Source organism: Limosilactobacillus avium, assembly GCF_947381485.1.
Taxonomy (GTDB): domain Bacteria; phylum Bacillota; class Bacilli; order Lactobacillales; family Lactobacillaceae; genus Limosilactobacillus; species Limosilactobacillus avium.
The window spans coordinates 19,882-35,798 of the sequence record NZ_CANCWN010000010.1; the positions used below are offsets into that span (position 1 = coordinate 19,882).

General features: G+C 52.7%; 12 protein-coding genes and 1 other annotated feature. Of the genes, 4 read left to right on the top strand and 8 right to left on the bottom strand.

Annotated features, from left to right (window positions below; genetic code table 11):
• Window positions 1-308 precede the first annotated feature (308 nt).
• From abc-f to QOS01_RS04800, 3 genes are all read left to right on the top strand, one after another.
• Window positions 309-1,853 (top strand): ribosomal protection-like ABC-F family protein, encoded by a 1,545-nt coding sequence (abc-f, locus tag QOS01_RS04790; RefSeq protein ID WP_283621327.1) that lies wholly within the window; start codon window positions 309-311, stop codon window positions 1,851-1,853.
• A 10-nt stretch (window positions 1,854-1,863) separates the two neighbouring features.
• Complete coding sequence (locus tag QOS01_RS04795) at window positions 1,864-2,646, top strand: putative ABC transporter permease (protein ID WP_222258164.1); 783 nt, start codon at window positions 1,864-1,866, stop codon at window positions 2,644-2,646.
• A gap of 108 nt (window positions 2,647-2,754) precedes the next feature.
• Complete coding sequence (locus QOS01_RS04800; RefSeq protein ID WP_283621328.1) at window positions 2,755-3,354, top strand: glycoside hydrolase family 73 protein; 600 nt, start codon at window positions 2,755-2,757, stop codon at window positions 3,352-3,354.
• A gap of 74 nt (window positions 3,355-3,428) precedes the next feature.
• On the opposite strand, the gene brnQ is transcribed toward QOS01_RS04800, so the two are convergent.
• Both brnQ and QOS01_RS04810 read right to left on the bottom strand, forming a co-directional pair.
• Window positions 3,429-4,808, bottom strand: a complete 1,380-nt coding sequence (gene brnQ, locus QOS01_RS04805) for a branched-chain amino acid transport system II carrier protein (protein WP_283621329.1) — start codon at window positions 4,806-4,808, stop codon at window positions 3,429-3,431.
• 82 nt (window positions 4,809-4,890) lie between these two features.
• Window positions 4,891-5,127: a binding site (T-box leader), on the bottom strand.
• A gap of 71 nt (window positions 5,128-5,198) precedes the next feature.
• Complete coding sequence (locus tag QOS01_RS04810; protein ID WP_283621330.1) at window positions 5,199-6,443, bottom strand: DUF2325 domain-containing protein; 1,245 nt, start codon at window positions 6,441-6,443, stop codon at window positions 5,199-5,201.
• A 134-nt stretch (window positions 6,444-6,577) separates the two neighbouring features.
• On the opposite strand from QOS01_RS04810, the gene QOS01_RS04815 reads away from it, so the two are divergent.
• Window positions 6,578-7,657, top strand: a complete 1,080-nt coding sequence (locus QOS01_RS04815; protein WP_222258161.1) for a DHHA1 domain-containing protein — start codon at window positions 6,578-6,580, stop codon at window positions 7,655-7,657.
• A gap of 66 nt (window positions 7,658-7,723) precedes the next feature.
• Here the strand turns inward: QOS01_RS04815 and QOS01_RS04820 are convergent, their stop codons facing one another.
• The 6 genes from QOS01_RS04820 to QOS01_RS04845 form a co-directional block, all read right to left on the bottom strand.
• Window positions 7,724-8,359, bottom strand: a complete 636-nt coding sequence (locus QOS01_RS04820; protein WP_283621331.1) for a DUF421 domain-containing protein — start codon at window positions 8,357-8,359, stop codon at window positions 7,724-7,726.
• A gap of 12 nt (window positions 8,360-8,371) precedes the next feature.
• The gene (locus tag QOS01_RS04825; RefSeq protein ID WP_222258159.1) at window positions 8,372-8,815 is read right to left on the bottom strand and encodes a DUF3290 family protein; all 444 of its coding nucleotides are present in this window, start codon (window positions 8,813-8,815) and stop codon (window positions 8,372-8,374) included.
• Window positions 8,816-8,889: 74 nt separating this feature from the next.
• Entirely contained in the window at window positions 8,890-9,534 is a 645-nt protein-coding gene (locus tag QOS01_RS04830; RefSeq protein WP_283621332.1) for an HAD family hydrolase, read from the bottom strand.
• Window positions 9,521-12,196, bottom strand: coding sequence for an HAD-IC family P-type ATPase (locus tag QOS01_RS04835; protein ID WP_283621333.1), 2,676 nt, complete (start codon window positions 12,194-12,196; stop codon window positions 9,521-9,523). The genes QOS01_RS04830 and QOS01_RS04835 overlap by 14 nt, the downstream gene beginning before the upstream one ends.
• Window positions 12,197-12,468: 272 nt before the next feature.
• Window positions 12,469-13,380 carry a proline-specific peptidase family protein gene (locus tag QOS01_RS04840; protein ID WP_222258156.1) on the bottom strand — a complete coding sequence of 304 codons (912 nt, stop codon included), beginning with the start codon at window positions 13,378-13,380 and terminating at the stop codon, window positions 12,469-12,471.
• Window positions 13,381-13,448: 68 nt separating this feature from the next.
• Complete coding sequence (locus QOS01_RS04845) at window positions 13,449-15,848, bottom strand: Xaa-Pro dipeptidyl-peptidase (protein ID WP_283621334.1); 2,400 nt, start codon at window positions 15,846-15,848, stop codon at window positions 13,449-13,451.
• Window positions 15,849-15,917: the final 69 nt, after the last annotated feature.

Here is a 15,917-nt window from a genome sequence, read left to right on the forward strand (position 1 = left end):
GGATCCATGCGGACTGAATGAATGTCAAAATCAGCCGGCACAGATGCAATCTGCTTTTCAGGTTGCATCCATGTCGAATCAACCTGAAACTACCGGCTTTGCCAACGATTATTTCGAATGTTGAACTGATTTTGCTTCATAATATTTACTCCCTAATTAATAATTGCTTTTAGTATAGCTAAGGTCATTTCCGGTGTCAATAACTAATATTAAAATTTTCTCATCGTTTGTGGCCGGGTGACTGATTGCTGATTGCGTCTTGCCTGTGCTACCATGAAGTAAGTTTACTATGACATAAGGAGAAAAGAATGGCTGTATTAGATGTAGAAGGACTGACGATGAGCTATGCCGATAAAAAGCTCTACGAAGACGCCAGCTTTCAACTAGAAAAACATGAACATATGGGGATTGTCGGCCAGAACGGGGCCGGCAAATCCACCTTGATCAAGATCTTGATTGGTAAGGTCCTCCCGGTGAAGGGGTCAATCAAGTGGCAAAAGGGGGTCAAAATTGGGTACCTGGACCAGTACGTTGACATTCCTAAGGGGATGACGCTGATCCAGTTTCTCCACACGGCCTTCAGCGACCTGTACCAGTTGAACGATGAGATGAACAAGCTCTACGAAGACTACGCCACCAAAATGGATGACAAGCTCCTGACCAGGGCGGGACGCATCCAGGAAAAGCTGGATGCTAATGACTTCTACAACATTGAAACCGAAGTTGACCGGGTAATGAATGGCCTGGGACTAGTAGAAATCGGCAAGGACCACGTTGTCTCCGAGATGAGTGGGGGCCAGCGGTCCAAGATTATCCTTGCCAAGATGCTGCTGGAAAAGCCGGACGTCATCCTCTTGGACGAACCGACGAACTACCTGGATACGGCCCATATTGAGTGGTTGATTGACTACCTGAATGATTTTGACGGTGCGGCGATGATCATCTCCCACGACTACGACTTTTTGGAGCAGGTTACCAACACCATCTGTGACGTATCGTTCAATAAGATCACCAAGTACCGGGGAAGCTTCCAGCAAGCAATGCGGCAAAAGGAAGAACGCAAGGAAGCCCAGGAACGCGAGTACGAAAAGCAGCAGGTGGTTATCGAAAAGGCGGAACGGTTTATCCGCAAGAACAAAGCCGGGTCCAAGTCGACGATGGCCAAGTCCCGGGAAAAGATGCTTGCCCGAATGAAGAAGATTGACCCGCCTTCGGATAACCTCAAGGCGGTCTTCCACTTCCCGTATGAAAACACCGGGTCCGCCAATGCCTTGCGGGTTAACCAACTCTCCGTGGGTTATGGCCACCCCCTGCTGGCGCCGGTTACCTTTTCAATGACGATGGGCGAAAAGCTCCTCTTCACCGGGTTTAACGGGGTTGGAAAGTCAACTTTGATCAAGTCAATTTTGAAAAAGATCCCGGCCCTGGGAGGGAACGCCGTCTTTTCGCCGTCCGCCAAGATTAATTACTTTGACCAGGACCTGGAATGGGATGATCCCCGGTTAACGCCGCTCCAAACGATTCAGAATATGTTCCCGACAATGCAGCCGCGGACGATCCGGACGAAGTTGGCCCGGGCCGGAATTAACGCGGCCAACACCCAAAAGCCCCTCCACCTTCTTTCCGGTGGGGAGCAGACCAAGGTTAAGCTTGCCATTCTAGAGTTGACGCCATGTAACTTCCTGATCATGGATGAACCGACGAACCACCTCGATGACGAGACCAAGGATGGCTTAAAAAAGGCCCTCCAGGAATTTCCGGGGAATTTGATCCTTGTCAGCCACGAAGAAAGCTTCTACACGGGTTGGCTCGATAAAATTCTGAACGTGGAGAAACTCAGTTTGAAGAAATAGGAGGAAAAGGATGCCGTATACGATATCAGAGCTTGTTGTGCTCTTCTTTACCTACTCAGTGGTCGGCTGGTTATGGGAAACCTTTTATTGTTCCATCAAGGACCACCACTATGCTTACCGGGGCTTTCTGTTTGGCCCCTACTGCCCGGTGTATGGCTTTGCTGTGACCACGATTTTGGTAGCGACTTATAACGTCCGCGACAACCTGTTCTGGTTGTTCGTTATCGGCATGATTGTGGCCAGTATTTTTGAATACTTTGCCAGTGTTTTTCTGGAAAAGGTGTTCCACATGAAATTGTGGGATTACTCCGACCTGTGGGGGAACCTGCAGGGACGGATTGCCCCGGCCATTTCCCTATTCTGGGGAATTGGGGTAGTCCTCTTGGTCCGCTTTATCCAGCCGCTGATCCAGCAGGTGATCAACTGGGAAGAATCCTGGACCCATGGCTTCTTGGCCCTGTTCATCACGGTGGGGATGGTTACCGATACGGCAATGACAATCTTCAGTATCAGACACTTCCACATGACTACCAAGCAGTGGGACCAACGGATCAACGACTTCCAGGAACAGCTCCGTCACCGGATTCGGACTGCGGCCCAGCCTGAAGAACGGGCACTTAGGAAGCGGCAATTGGCCAACTGGCGAGAATCCTTCCTTACCCACTTGGAGAAGCGTCCTGAGCAGCTGTTGCGGTGGAACGAACGGCGGATGATTAAGAGCTTCCCTAAGATGCGGGTTCTTGATGCCAAGCGCTTCAATCAGATTAAGCAGGACCTCTTCTCAAATAAGTAATTAATTTGACGATTTTCTGAAGATTATTCAAAGGTCAGGACATTTCTTTACCAATGTCCGGGCCTTTTTGTATAATGGCGAATAAACATTTGGAAGGAAGTTGATCGGATGGCCCACCACCAAAAGATACTCACTGTCCTGGGCACCGTCATTGTGGCCCTAATCCTGGTGCTTTGCCTGTGGGCGGCGATTGCCAACTACCACAAGCGGACCAACCAAGTTGAGCGGCATTCCCCCAACATTACTACCGCCGCTTTTATTAAGAAGATTGCCCCAGCGGCGCAGCGGGAACAGAGACGCTACCATATTCCGGCCAGCATCACGATTGCCCAGGCTGGTCTGGAATCGAACTGGGGTCGTAGCCGGTTGGCGGCAAAGTACAATAACCTGTTTGGCATCAAGGCGACGTCCAAAACGGACCGGGTGAAGATGACGACGACAGAAAACGTCAAGGGCAAGACGATTGAGGTTAAGCAGTACTTCCAAACCTACCGTTCGTGGGCGGATTCGATAAATGCCCACACCCAGCTAATTGTCAACGGGACGGCGGACAACCACGCCCGCTTCCGGGATGTTCAGAAGGCTAGCAACTATCGTCAGGCGGCCGTGGCCCTGCAGAAGGGTGGGTACGCTACTGACCCGAATTATGCTAATAAACTGATCTACGCCATTCAGAAGTTCCACCTCGATAAGTACGACCGTAAATAGCGAAGTTTAAAAAATGGCCTCCCAGGTTCGGATGCACCGAACTTGGGAGGCCTCTTTGTACTATTTTGTAGTCTTTAATTCAGCTGCGTCTCGTTGCTGGTAACGCGTTGCCGGCGGAACCAGTGGAAAAGCAGGCCGACAACTAAGCCAACCAGGGCCGGGACTAACCAGGACAATCCCATGCTGGCCAGTGGTAGGGCACTTCGCCAAGCAGCAACCATTTGGCCAAAGTGACTTGCACTGACGACTGATGGGAAGGCGACTACCATGTCACCTAGTGCCGGAACAACGGTGAAGAGGACAACGAAGAAGTAGACCACCCCGTCCCGGTGGAAGAGTGGGGAACTAACGGATAAGAGGATCAGGACCATTGCCAGTGGGTAGAGGAACATCAGCATTGGTGTTGACCAGGCGATGATTTGGTCCAAACCAAAGTTAGCGGTTAAGAAGGATGCGAGGCAACTGAGGGCCAACCAGGTATGATAGCTGACCTTTGGGAAGTGCTTGTGAAAGTCCTGGGCAAAGGCGGCAACCAGTCCAACAGCGGTGGTCAGGCAGGTAACGGTTAACAGGAAGGCTAAGACAACTTGACCAAAGGCACCGGCGTAGGCGTTAACCAGCTGGTTGAAGGCCACCCCACCATCAGCGGAGACCTTAAAGCGACCGAGTGACATTGCCCCCAGCAGGATCAAGAGTAAGTAGATCAAACCGATTCCACTGACGGCCAGGACACCCGACTTGGCAACAACCTTGGAGACGTCCTTAGCCCGCCGTTGACCCATGGAGCGGACAGCAGTGACGACGGTTACCCCGAAGGCCAGACCGGCGAGGGCATCCATCGTGTTGTAACCTTCTAAGAAACCGTTAGTGACGGCGCCGTGAACGTAGGCACTGGTAACGGGGGCGTTGGCCGGGTTACCGAGCGGGTTCGCAAAGGCGACTACGAAAACCAGGAAGAGGAGTGCTAAGAAGACGGGGTTCAAGACCTTACCAACGTTGGCCAGGATGTTGTTTTCCCGGTAGGAAAAGGCAAAGGCGGCCAAAAAGAAGAGGGCGGAAAAGAGCAGAAGTGCCCAGCCCTGGGCAGCTTTTGGCAGGAACGGTGCGACCCCAACGGTAAAGGAGACAGTTGCCGTCCGTGGCGTCCCGAAGAGGGGACCGATGGTGGCGTGAATTAGGACCATGAAGACAAGGGCAAAACCGGCACCCAGCGGACGGCCGATGTCGTAAACCCCTTCTGCCCGGGTAACGGCAACCGCGAGGACCGATAAGAGGGGAAGCAGAACCCCGGTTACTAAGAAGCCCAGGGCGGCAGGACCCCAATTAGCACCAGCCAACTGGCCGAGGTGCAGGGGGAAAATAAGGTTCCCGGCACCGAAAAATAAACCGAATAATAGCGAAGCAACAACTAAGTACTGTTTGAATGACAACTTAGGTGATGTTAAGTCACGCATAAGAAATCCCTCCTAGAATAAATAGATATCAATAATTGCTCTGATCCCAATAAAAAAGTCCCTTAACCAACTTTTACATTGGTTAAGGGACGCATTAGCGTGGTACCACCCTATTTTCAGGCTGTCATCAAACAACCTCTTCACGTACGGCTAAATAGCGATACGCTGACACGATAATGGGTGTTACCACCTAGTCTTACTGGATTTTAAGATTAGGACTCGAAAGTGATTTTCCCCTTGCCGTTGGACTGCCTCCTCACACCTCACGAGACTCGCTGATGTCGCTGGTAAAGGTACTCTTCTTTCTCATTGCGATCAAATAATTAAATTATTGTTTATCATTCTAAACATAATTTAATAAAAGTCAACAGGAAATTTTAATTTTCTTACCTAGTCAATCTTTTCGCTAGCGACGGCGTAGGCGGGATCACCATTTAGTGCCCGCCCAACTGCCCGCTCGACGGCGGTGTTGGAGGTGACGTTGGCGATGGCTAGTGGCTTGTCGTAGCGCTTAGCATGGTGGTTGGCGAGCTGGCTAATCCGGTGGTGGATTGCGTCGATGCAGACAATCACGAAGTCGGCGTTCCGAATCTCCCGCTTTAAGGTGCTGGAGGAAACCTTTTCTTCTGCCGAGGCGTCAAGGCCGTGGAACACACCATGGTGCTTCGTGATTACTGGCTTAAGGCCCTGGACCTTGTCACGGACCCCCGTAATTACTAAGACGGTGCGCTGCTTGAGGTCATAGTCAAGCTTCTTCTCGTAGTCGTGACGGGTATTAGTAACCTTCTTGACCTTCTTTGGCTTAGCCGGTTGCTTCGTAGTATCGAAGTCGGTCTTTTCATGGATCCAGCGAATCGAACCATCAGCCGCATCCTTGAGGCCGTTACCCCGGTCATAGTAGGCATAGTCGATGACCATTCCGGCCTTCAAGTCGCGGCCCGGGTACTTGAAGGGGTCGACAACGACAGTGTTAGCAGGGGCAGTATCAAGAATCGAGTTTTCCTTCATGGTGCTGCTGATCTGCAGGACGTCGGAACCCGGGACGGCGGTTAGCTTGGCGTACTCCAGGACGTTGATCTTCTCCGGTTGGTAGTCGGTGAGGTGGTCGCTGGTGACCCGACGGATGGCGGGCAGCCCCCGGACCGTTTGCTGGGGGTCTAGCTCCACAATGTCCCCATCTTCAACCGGGAATGGCAGGTGGTGGAGAATCGCCTCGGAGTAGTAGCGGTGGTTAATTTCGGCCCCGCTCAGCTTTCGGTGAACGAGGTAGCGGTTATCGGCAGCCAGGCGCTCTTCCGGGGTAATTTCCTTGGGGGTCGCGGCCTCTTTTTCGGCGGGCCGGACATGAATTGCCGGTTTCGTGTCCGTAACTTCCTTGGCAGGGCCCGTTAACAGTGACTTTAACTGCTTTTTAGCGGCGGTTGGCAGGGGCTGCTGGTCCCGGTTTACCTGGTGCTGGTGAAAACGGGGCTTTTTAACGGCGGGCACTGGACGGTTGCCCTGGCCTTCAGCGTAGTGGTTGAGGATATTAAGAATGGTTGTTAGGCTACGCTGGGTTTGGAGCAAACTTGCGGGGTCGCTACTGGTGTTTTCCAACAGGGTGATCAATTCCTGCCGGTAATCATATATTTTCATTGAGCATTGTCCTTTCTAAAACTTCACTAATATTAATCATACCAATTCCTGTACCTAATGTCAGTTGATACGCTATGTGCCTGGGCGGGCTTACGGTATAATGGGGACAAAAGAATTGATAAGGTGGTCATAAGATGGTTAAACGATTAATAAAACTTTTTTCGCATAATGATTTAGATGGTTTTGGGGCCCCGCTTTTGCTAAGGGCAGTGCAGCCGACGATGTTTGCTGACGTGGAGTTTGACATGACAAACTGTGGTGCCGGGCGGATTGATGACGAATTTGCCCACTGGTTGAAGAGCCCAGAAACGGGGCGCTTTACCGATGTTTACATCATGGACATGACCCCCGACAGCGACTATACCTTCCAGCAGCTAAATACTAACTTTGCCAACCACTGGCTCGTCTTTGACCACCACGAAAGTGAAGAAGCTCTGCGGAAAAAGTATGCTGCCAATAGTGTCCTTCCCGCTGACCCCCAGGTTAACCCCAGTGCGGCAAGCCTGGTGTGGGACTGGCTCCAAAAGCAGCCCCACTTCAATGACCTGCCAGAACAGCGGCGTCAGGACTTAGCTTACCTGGTCGAACTGATCCGGGCCTATGATACCTGGGACTGGCAAAACGACCCTGACATGGGGGATGAGGAGCGGACAGCCGCGGATGACCTTGACCAGCTCTTCTGGTTCTACCCCTTGCAAGACTCGGCGTCCTTTGTCATGGATGTCTTTAACGCCGGCTGGACCAAGTACCGGGAGGACAACCAGCTCTTGATCCGGACCCTCAACGAACGGCGGGCCAAGTATCTAAAAGGACACCTAAAGGATATCTTGAAGACGAAGCTGGACGGGCACCAGTTTGGCATTGTCTACGCCAGTGACTACAAGTCCGAGATTGCCCACGAGCTTCTTGACCAGAACCCCGACGTGGACGCGGCCCTGGTTATCAGCCCCGTTAGCGTCTCCCTCCGTAGCAACGGCAAGCTCGACGTTGCTAAGTTTGCGGAGAAGTACTTTGCTGGTGGTGGCCACGCCGATGCCGCTGGTGGTCGCCTGACCGTTAACCCGATTAAGGTTGGTGAGCAGGCAGTTGCCGACGAGCTTGCCCAGACAATCAAGAACCATGAGGACGAGCAGCAGACGACGGAGAGTACCCTGGCGGATAACCTTGACCCGGCGGTCGCTGCTAAGATGGCTGCCCTGTTTAAGAAAGATTAGGATAAGCAATATAGGCCTGCAGTGCGCAAGTTCGCCACTGCAGGCCTAATGTGTACTTTATAATTCCTAGTCGTTCGGGTAGGCAACGAGGTGCAGCTGACCATGGATGTATTCACCGAGGTAGATATCGTTAATGCTCCGGTACCCGGCCTTGACGACCGCGTTTTTCAGCCACTGCACGTCGTGGTGGGTTAGTTCCAGGACGTCCTGGTTGATTTGCCCGTCGTTGATGATCGGGAAGTGGACGTTTTGCTCATCGTTTTCGATGACGACGAGCTGGCCATTTTGTTCGAGAATTCCGCTCTTTACCTGGTTGACCTCGTAAACACCGTGCCGGCGCAGGCGGAACATCAGCTCGTTGGCGGTAATCCCGGCCCGCATACAGTTATCGACCAAAAGCTGGCCGTTTTTGATCAGCAGGCGGGGCTGCCCGTCGACAATCTTATGAACAACGTTGTTATGTTCCTTAGCAAACTTGATGATGAAGACAATTACTGTCCAGATTAAGAGAACCATGAGGAACTGGAGGACGGTGACGTCGTTGTTGTAGATAATACCCCCAATGATGCCCCCGAGGACGTAGTTTTGGACCTGGTCGATCGCCGAGTTCGGCGCCAGGTTGCTCTTACCAGAAATATTAATTTGGAAGATTAGGCAGATCATTCCGAGGACAAACTTAATTGTGACTAGTCCGTAATCCATTTTGCAACCTCCTTAGTGTTGGATTTTAACCGTGTGGTCGACAACGTGCGCCCGGCTAAGGGTGTAGTTATCACCGCTGGGGCTCATGTTGACCCGGTAATCCCTGCCCCTGAAGCGGACCAAGATGCCATCGGTCAGGGTAGTGGAATTAACCACGACCTGGCTGGACTTCAGACCATGGTCCTTGGCAACCGCCTGGATGAACGGTTGCATCTGCAGGGATTGGGACCGCTGGGTAACGGTCCGTTCCAGGTTGGTGATCTGTAGTCCGGTGAAGATGAGTAGGAGCAGGAAGAAAATGATTCCCAGATCCCGGTTCCGTGTCCGCAATTGGTGGCGGAGGTAACGGATTGTGTTGAAGATCACCAGGAGCAGCAGTACCACGATGGCGATGTAGTTGACCAGGCTGGTTAACTGCTGCTGGTGTAAGAAGTAACTTTCACTATAAAAAGTCATTGATAGGTCCTCCTCAAATAATGATTTCTTATAAAAATAAGACTGGAAAACACAAATTTCCAGTCTTATTTATTTCAAATCTTAAGTAGGTCCATTGGTGAACGCAGTGGGTAGTCGGCATCCGCAATTGATTCCGGATTAGCGGACCCGTAAAGGGCGCCCGCAAACTTAATGCCAGCGGCCCGGGCTGCCTTTTGATCGTTAATTGTATCACCAACGTAAACACAATTTTCCGGGACCGCCTTTAACTTGGCAATGGCCGCCAGTAAGGGTGCGGGGTCCGGCTTGTGTTTAACCGTATCCGAAGAGGTGATTGCAACCTCAAAGAGGCGGGCAAATGGGTACTCGGGGGCAAAGTGGGTCTCGTATTCGTGACGAAGCTTGGAAGTTGCCACGGCCAGGTGATTTCCTTTGACCTTGGCGAGCGCAGCTAGCGCTTCCGGGACCTGGTCAATCACCTTGACCAAGTTTTTCCGCTTATACGTGGCTTTAATCCACTCCTTTTGAATGGTCTCCCGTTCATCGGGGCGGACCCCAAAGATACGGAGGGCGTCGGCACCGGTAATTCCGAAGAGCTTTTTCATCGTTGCTAGTTCGTCTTCCGGTGCAATGTGGTAGCCGTGTTGCCGCAGGATGGTGATCATTGGCGGCATGTACATATCAAAGGTGTCAATCAGTGTTCCATCAATGTCAAAAATAAAGTTATTAATTTGCCCCATTCTCGTTTTCCTTTCTGAAACGAATCCATTTATCAGCTTCGGCGACCAACATGATCAGGCAGGAGAAGACAATCACCGCCAACCATTCTACCAAGCTAATCCCGGTAACGTGGAAGGCTTCCTGCATGAATGGCGTGTAGGTCAAAATCAGCTGGAATGCCAGCATGATTCCAATCACTGCCCATGCCCGGCCGGTAATTGTTTTAATCTGTTTGAGACCATTGCCGGTGGTCCGAATGCTGAAGAAGTAGAAGAGTTTACTGATGACAATCACGTTAATCATCATCGTTGTTGCGTTGATAACACTTGCGTCGTGACCAGTGAACCAGTCGTATGCAACGAGGGCGAAGATCGCCATCAGCGCTGAGACATAGCCCATCTGGATAAGGTCGTGCCGGTTCATTAACTTGGATGACACTGGGCGTGGTGGTCGGTTCATTAACCCCGGTGCTGCCTTCTCGAAGACAAAAGCAAACTGGATGGTGATGGCGGCCACCAGGTTGATCCAGAGCAGCTGAACTGGCTGGAGGGGAACTTGTTGGGCGGTCAGGATTGAGAAGGCCACCACAAGGCCTTCGGCAAACGAGGTCGGCAACAGGAAGAGGATGCTCTTCTTGATGTTGTCGTAAATACGGCGACCTTCTTCAATGACCGTCGCCATGGTTGCAAAGTTGTCATCCCCCAGGACCATATCGGCGGCGTCTTTGGCAACGTCCGTCCCCTTGATCCCCATGGCAATCCCGATGTCAGCCTGCTTGAGGGCCGGGGCGTCGTTGACCCCGTCCCCGACCATCGCGGTAACGAGTTGGCCCCGCTGCAGGGCGTCAATGATTTCCAGCTTGTTTTGCGGTGTTGTCCGGGCAAAAACCTGGTTATCCTGGGCCGCTTTGGCCTGTTCTTCGGCAGGTAGCCGGTCCCACTGGGCGCCAGTTATCGCGTGAATTTCACCTGGGGCCAAGCCCAGTTGCTGACCAATCGCCCGGGCGGTTTGCGGGTCGTCCCCAGTAATCATCTTAACTGCTACCCCGGCATTATTCATTGTCTTGAGGGCGGCAATGACTTCTTCACGGGGCGCGTCTTGGAGGGCGGCCAAACCGAGGAGGTGGATTCCCTGGTAAAGGTGGTCGTGTTCAATCTCCATCAGGTTTTCCCCCTCGACAACCCGAAAGCCGAGGGCAATGACCCGTTTACCCGCCACGGACCAGTCATTAACCCGCTTAGTCCACTTTTGGATGTCGAAGGCGGGGTCATCCTTGGCAGCCATCTCAAACAGTTTGTCGGGTGACCCCTTGATGAAGATAACCTGCTGGTTATTCTCCGTGTTGCGGGTCAATTCCGCAATGTAGCGGTAGTCAGAATCAAACGGCAGGAGGTCTTGGGGCTCGTAAGCAGATTGGTACTTGGCCCCCAAGAGCTTGTGGTAGAGGGTTAGGAAGGCACCGTCAGTCGGCTCACCATTGATCACCCAACGCCCATCCTCCTCACTGAGGACCGTATCGTTGGCCTGAAAGCCCGCCTCTAGCAAGAGCTTGAGCTGGTCGTCAACTTCAACCTGGTGACCGTCTTGCATTAGCTGTCCCTGGGGCGCGTAGCCAGTTCCCGTAACGGTGTAATGCTGGTCACCAGACCACAGTTCAATAGCAGTCATCTCGTTCTTCGTTAACGTCCCCGTCTTATCGGTGGCGATCACGTCAACGGAGCCCAGGGTTTCTACGGCCGGCATGGACTTAATAATCGTCTTGTAGCGCTTGGCCATCTTACTTACCCCAAATGCCAGGATAACGGAGGTGGTAGCGGGCAATCCTTCGGGGATGGACCCCACCAGCATTGCCACCACCGCGAGGGCCAGGGCCGGCAGTGAATAGATTTGCAGGAAGAAACCGATGATGAAGATAATAACGGAACCGATAATCGTGATGTAGGAAACGATGGTCCCCACCCGGTCGATTTCCCGAGTGAGCCGGGTCTTCTTCGGCTTGATGTGAGCCACCTCTTGGGAAATCTTCCCAATCTCGGTGTGTTCACCAGTGGCCACGACCACCCCGAGTCCGCTCCCGCTGGTTACGGAAGTGGAGGAATAAGCCATGTTGACCCGGTCAGCCAGCGGAATCTTATCATCGGTTAGGGCCTCGTCGGTTTTAATAACCGAGTTGGTTTCACCAGTCAAGGCCGACTCCTCAATCCGCAGGTTATCAGCGGACACAATTCGCAGGTCGGCGGGCACGTTATCCCCGGCTTCTAAGAAGACAACGTCACCGACAACCAGGTCACTGGCGTCGATATCTTGCCGCTTACCGTCACGGTAGACGGTAGCGTGCTGCGCCATCATTTCCTTAATCTTAGCTAGTGCATTGGCAGCACTTGTCTCCTGGAAGTAGCCAATCAGAGAATTAAGGATGACGACGGCGAGGATAACGACCGCGTCCGTATAGTGGCCAATCATGATGGTTAACAAGGTTGCAACCAGCAAAATGTAAATAACAATGTTGTTAAACTGGCGCAAAAAGATTTTCCACTTGGGGGTTGGCTTAACTTCCAGAGCATTCTGCCCATCCCTTTGCAGGCGGGTCGCGGCTTCTTGGCTGCTAATCCCCTGTGTAAATTCTTTGAGGCCAAGTTGCTGTTTAATTTCAGCAGTGGTTAGTTGGTATTTTTCTTTCATCTTTTCCCCTAGAGTTGATAAAGCGACATTGCGACAGGCCCGGCAACTGATTAGCGGGCGGTGAGTGTTGCTTTAAGTTTTTGCAGTTTTCTCCCCTTTACCTGTTTACTTACTAATAATATCCTACCATATTCCCTTCGCTGACTTGGCGGAATTTAGGGATTCTTAAAACATTCAAGGAAATGTTGCAAATTAGGCCTGGGGATCCTTGATTTGAACGACAAAAAAGCGCCCCGGGGCCTAATGCCAGCCACGGGACGCGCTCTTAGGTTTTACTTGTTAAATGTGCCGTTTTCAACCTGGCGAATGAAGTCAGCCAGGTGCTTGTAGTAAACGTCAGGGTTATCAACCATGTGGTGGTGGCCACCACCCGGCGTGGTGACAAATTTGGCGTTCGGGATCAGCTTAGCCATCTTTTCACCGGTGGCGATTGGCATCGTTTCGTGCCCACCAAAGGTAATCAGGGTTGGCACCTTGATGTTCTTGAGTTGGTCACGGAAGTGCCAGCTCTTCAGCTTACCAGTGATGACAAACTCGTTGTCCCCCTGGAAGACATTGTAAACCGCGTCGCCACCAATGTCCTTGAGGTGGTAGAGCTTGGAAGGCTGCTTTCGGTCGACGAAGTTCTCGTTCATGACCTGAACGTATTCCTGGTACTTCGGGTTACTGTAGTCGTCGCGTTCTTCGCAGTCCTTCATAAAGGCGACCGCTTCCTTAGGCAGGGTCTGGTCACGGAGGGCGTTGACGTGTTCGACATACTCGTCAATCTCATCAACCATTGAGGAGATGATTGCGCCCTTGAGGTGTTGACCGTACTTGACTGCGTACTCTTGGACGAGCAGGCCACCCCAGCTTTGCCCGATTAAGTAGAAGTTGTCTAAGCCCAGCTTTTGCCGAACTTCGTCGACTTCATCCAGGAAGTACTCGTAGGTGAGGTACTTCTTGGCAATTTCGGGGTCAGAGTAGTCTGGCTGGTCGGAGTAGAGGGAACCCAGCTGGTCATACATGGTGACCTGGACGTTTAATCCCTGCTTCTTCAACTGGTCAGCGGCGTCTTCCCAGTATTCATGGTTGCCACCGGGACCACCGTGGAGGGCGAGCAGGTGAATGTCACCTTCACCCTGGGTATTCGTCCACAAGTGGTAACCGTTATCGAGGGTAATGATTTTTGTTCCTTGCTTCAAATTGATCGCTCCTTTTTCGTGAGACAATAAATACTATTCTAACTCACTTTGTAAGAAGATGCGAAAATTTACCTTTCTTCCTGGCTGCCGGGGATGGTCAGGGTTGCCTTTTCAAGGGGCAGGGTATAGGTGATGTCTTCGTTGCCGCGGAGGGTAAATTCGTAGTCAGTGCTGTAAATAATCAGCTCTAGTTGGTGGCCCGCTGCCAATTCGTGGAAGATTGACTGGAGGTCAAGGGAAACATCCACCAGCTGGCCCGCACGCAAATCCTCAGTCTGGTCCGGGCGGTGGCGGTTCTGGAGGTTAATGTGGCCACTGCTGATTACCTTGTAGGGGCTCGCTTCCTTTTGGAACTTGAATTCACGAAGGTCATCACTGGCCCAGTGATAGCCTAACGGGAGCCCACCCCGGTTGATCAAGACGGGAGACGTGGTCAGGCGCTTGGCACTTCCCCAGTCGATCAGCTCAGCACTGACCATTCCGTGGTCCACCGACGAAGCAACCTGGAGACTGAGGTGGGGCGTTCCCCGCAGGACTAAGCCGTGGGCCAGCTTGTCACTCATGAAGCGACAGCTGAAACGACCATCGTCCTTGACCAGGGCTGCCTGCCACTTTGCTGGCTGTTTGCACCAGGCCTGGTAGTCAGCGGGAGACTGCTGGTCATTAAATTGACAGGTAGTCGATTCACCTGCCGTGTTGGTCAGCCGGCCGGCCTGCAAGTGGTAGGTGACGGCCTTCCCGGCGGTCCACTGGTCGTAAGCCGTCCAGGTCTCCGGCAGCTTGTTGGACTGTACTAAAACGTTTGGTAAAACGTTGTCGGCGTTGTTATTCACCGCCCAGAGCTTGTTAGCCAGCCAGAGGTTGACCATTTCGGAGAAGTCCAGCGACTGGAAGGCATTGATGTAGATGTGCTGTCCCTGGTGGAGAATGAGCTTGCTGGTCACGGGCATTTCTTGCAACCGGTCGGCGAGGGCCTTGACGTTGCTGGGCTTAACGTTCGTGTCATTGAGGCCGTGGACCATCATTACGGCCGCCTTAATCTTGGAAATGTTTGGCCGGTAGTCACGGTTGGCCCAGAAGGCGTTATAATTGCCGGTCTGCCGGTCCATCGCTGCAGTTAACTGCTTGATGTAGTTGAGGTAGGTCGGCTTGATGCGTTGGAAGTCGCCTGGTCGCTTGGTCCGGCTAAAGGTCTCGTTTGCCAGTGTGTCCGCATCTTCGCCCTGGAAGCCGCCGGCCGCCCGGACCAGACCATTTTCCCGGTAGTAGTCGTACCAGCTGGAGATGGCGGCTTCACTGATGATTGCTTTGAGTCCAGCCACCCCGGTAGTGGCCACCGCGGTGGAGAGGGTTCCTAAATAAGATCGCCCGGTCATTGCCACGTTACCGTTGCACCAGCTGGCGGTGGTTAACAAGCCGCTGTGCCGGTCGGTAAATGCCCGCCGGTCGCCATGCAGCCACTCCACGACCGCCTTCATCGCATCGGTCTGTTCGGGGGAACCACAGGTTTGCAGGCCATCGGAGTCCCTCGTTCCGATCCCGGCGGAGTAGACGATGGCGTACCCCCGGACGGCCAGGTAGTTATTCAAGGTGTAAGCCGGGGTGCTAGTAAAGGTTGCTGTGGCGTGCGGGGCCGTTCCCTTGACTGCTTGGCGGGCAAAGTTCGTTGGGAAGGAAGCTTCCGCGGGTGCCTGGTAGTTGGGATCCTTGTGGTGGAGCCGGTGGTTCACGTTATGGGTCGACTTCTCACCCCATTCGTCATTAGTCCCCTGGTTATACGGACTGGCGGTGAACACGGCCGGGAACTTCTTAACGCTTGATTCTTGGGGCCGAATAATTTCCGCCTTAACCAGGTCGGCTTGCCCGTCAAAGTCAGTATCCATGTCCGTTTCAACGTAAACGACCTCCCGGATAAACTTGTGGGGGTCGAAGCAGGCCAGGGGCTTGCCGTTGAAGAAGAGGGGCTTATCTTTAGCGGGCAACTGGTATGTCCACTTCAAGAAGCCCTGGCTGGTTAAGCTATCGATTAGCGTTTGACCGTTTTTCCCCCGGGTATTGAGAAGGAGGTAAATGGCATCAACCACGTCAGCCGTGCGCCACGTGTCGTGGTTGCGACGCGGTAGGGTCACCTGGTCCCAAAATTTCAAGGGATTATCAAGGTTGAAGTCCACTTCCGGTTCAAAATTGAGCAGCTGAAGGGCAACCCGGTAAAAGACCGGGGTTGTCAATGCCGCGTTGCCGGTGAGCCAATCATCAATTGCAGCTGTCGGGGTGGCGAGAATATCGTGGAGCCATTCCTGACCGGTGAGGGGACTATCAATCCCGTCGTGCATCCGTAAAAGCAGAGACTGCCAGAGCTTGACTGCCGGCATCGCCATGTCCTCGTCTTTGAGGAGGTGGATGGCTTGTAACTCCGCCTGCTCTTGCTGTGGGTCGGCGTTGATGATACTAAATTGGTTGATTTTCATGTGAACACCCCGTTTGAAAATAATTACCTGTATTATCGCACTTATCCGGTGGCCACGGTAATTTTTCGG